The sequence below is a fragment of the Candidatus Krumholzibacteriia bacterium genome (assembly GCA_035649275.1).
In the GTDB taxonomy this organism is placed as follows: domain Bacteria; phylum Krumholzibacteriota; class Krumholzibacteriia.
Window position 1 is genome coordinate 1 of record DASRJW010000056.1, and the last position, 2,422, is coordinate 2,422.

Annotated in this window: 2 protein-coding genes; one reads left to right on the forward strand and one right to left on the reverse strand. The window is 66.4% G+C overall.

What is annotated here, in order from left to right; all coding sequences use genetic code 11:
• The coding region (locus VFE28_05685) for a lipoyl synthase (protein HZM15474.1) at positions 1-750 on the reverse strand (750 nt) is incomplete at its 3' end.
• Here VFE28_05685 and VFE28_05690 point away from each other — a divergent pair.
• Positions 641-2,407, forward strand: a complete 1,767-nt coding sequence (locus VFE28_05690) for a hypothetical protein (GenBank protein HZM15475.1) — start codon at positions 641-643, stop codon at positions 2,405-2,407. The genes VFE28_05685 and VFE28_05690 overlap by 110 nt on opposite strands.
• Positions 2,408-2,422 lie beyond the last annotated feature (15 nt).

The window sequence follows — 2,422 nt, forward strand, 5'->3', positions numbered from 1 at the left end:
GAGGCTGCGCTCGTACTTCGCTTTGGGGCGCACCCGGGTGTAGAGGCGTGGCACCGTCTCCGTGTTGTGCCCGAGGATGTCCGGGGCTGCGTCGAGCACCACGTCCAATGCCTCCCACTTGCCGAGGAAGTCGGGGATGAGGAGCTCCACCCGGCAGTCCGGCACCTCGCGGCGCACGGCGCGGACGCAGGCGGCGAAGATGGCGGCGCCGCCGTCGGGCAATTCGTCCCGGTTGACGCTCGTGATCACCGCGTGGCGGACGCCGAGGGTGTGGATGGCGCGGGCCAGGCGCACCGGTTCACCCAGATCGAGACCCAGGGGCTTGCCCGTGGTGACGGCGCAGAAGCCGCAACTGCGGGTGCAGATGTCGCCGAGGATCATGAACGTCGCGGTGCCGGCGTTCCAGCACTCGGCGAGGTTGGGACAGCGCGCGCTCTCGCACACGGTGTGCAGCTGGTGTTTCTCCACCAAGGAGCGGATGCGGCTGTAGCCGTCGCCCTGGGGCAAACGCACCTTCAGCCACTCGGGACGCCGGACGTTTTCTCCACAGGTCCGTACCATGGGGCGGATTATAACCGAAGGATGAAGCTGCCGGCGGAGGGTTCGTGACGTATACGAACGCATGGTATGATCGCGCGCCATGCCACGCTCGCGCCTCGTGCCGTCACTCCTGCTCCTCGCCGCCGGGCCCGTGGTCGTGGGCCTGGTCGAAACCGTGCGCCGGGCCTGGGTCTGCGACGACGTCTTCATCAGCTTCCGTTACGTGGATCATCTGCTCCAGGGACAAGGGCTCGTCTTCAACCCTGGGGAGCGGGTCGAAGGTTACACGCACTTTCTATGGGTGATCCTGCTCGCGGCCTGCAACCGCTTAGGCGTCGACCTCGTCACTCTCGGGCGCTATCTGCCCATTCTCTTTTTCGCCACCACGCTGGTCGTGCTCACACGGCGCAGTCTCCGGCGTCGCGATGGCGCCTGGCTCGGGCTGCCTCTCGCCGCCTGGAGCCTGGCGTTGCACTACGACGCCCAGCTCTTCGCGAGCAGCGGTCTCGAAACCGCAGCCTTCGCCTTGCTGCTCCTCCTCGGTCTGCTCGCCGTGAGCGGCGAGCGCGAACGAAACGGTTTGGCCGGGGCCGTCTATGCCCTCGCGACATTGATGCGGCCCGAGGGCGCCCTCTATACCGCCACCGCCGGCCTGTACTTGTTATGGCGCACTCAAGTGCTCGGCAAGTCTGGCGCGCGCGGACTGGCCGATAGGCTCCGTCCGTCCCTCGTTTTCGCCGCGACCTGGGCCGCGCTCGTGGTGCCGGCGCTCGCCTTTCGCCTCTCGTACTACGGCGAGATCCTCCCGAACACGTACTACGCCAAGTCGGGCGGGAGTTCCTACTGGATCCAGGGCTGGCATTACACGCGCCTCTACTTCGGCATCTACCTCGTGCTGCTCGCGTCGCTCGCCGCTGTGCCCGCCGCCTGGGTGCTGCACCGGCGGGTCGGACGTGACCTGGACACGGCGCTGCTCGCGAGTTTCCAGGTCCTGGTCACGATCCTGTACGTCACCCGCCTCGGTGGCGATTTCATGTTCGCCCGCTTCTACGTGCCGGCGACGGTGCTCCTCTACCTCGTGGTCGAGGACGTCCTGCGTTGCTCGCGCCGGCGGTGGGTGGAGATCGCCGCGGCCGTGCTGCTCATCGGCGGGACTCTGCTGGCGCGGTTGCCGCGGTCACACACCTTCGTCGGCCGCGAGAAGGTGGAGGGCATCGTGGACGAGGCGAACTACTACACGAAGGAGATGCTCGCCACTCTCCGCCACCAAGGCGAGGTTCTCGGACGTTTTCTGCAAGGAACGCCCGCCCGTGTGGCCTTGCTCTCCGGGCAAGATGCCGTGGCCTACTTCGGCAAGCTGCCCTACGCGCTCGAGAGCCAGGGGCTGACCGACAAGGAACTGGCTCGCCTGCCCATCACGAGCCGCGGACGTCCCGGACACGAGCGCCCTGCCACGCAGGAGTTCCTGCTGCGCCGCGGCATCCACTTCCGGCTGCGCTACGGTCTCACGGTGAACCTGGAACTCCACCGGTCGATCCGCTTCGACGACCTCTACGGCGAGATTCTCACCTATGACAGTGCGCTGATGCGCCAGCTCGCCCAACGTCCGGGAATCAACTTCGTTCCCTTCCCGTTTTTCCTGGAAGGCTACATGAAGTCACTCGGCGAGCAAGATCCACGACGTCTGCAACAGGACTACCTCGACTTCTTGGTCTTCTACTTCATCCATAACGAGGATGCTCCGCGCTTGGCGCGCTATCGAGAAGCGCTCCTGGGGGCCGGCCTCCGCGAGGAACAGCTGCGCGAGGCGGAGCGCATCGCACAGGAAACGTTGGGACCGCCCCAGCCCAACCGCCAAGGGACGTAGTGACCTGTCAGGGTC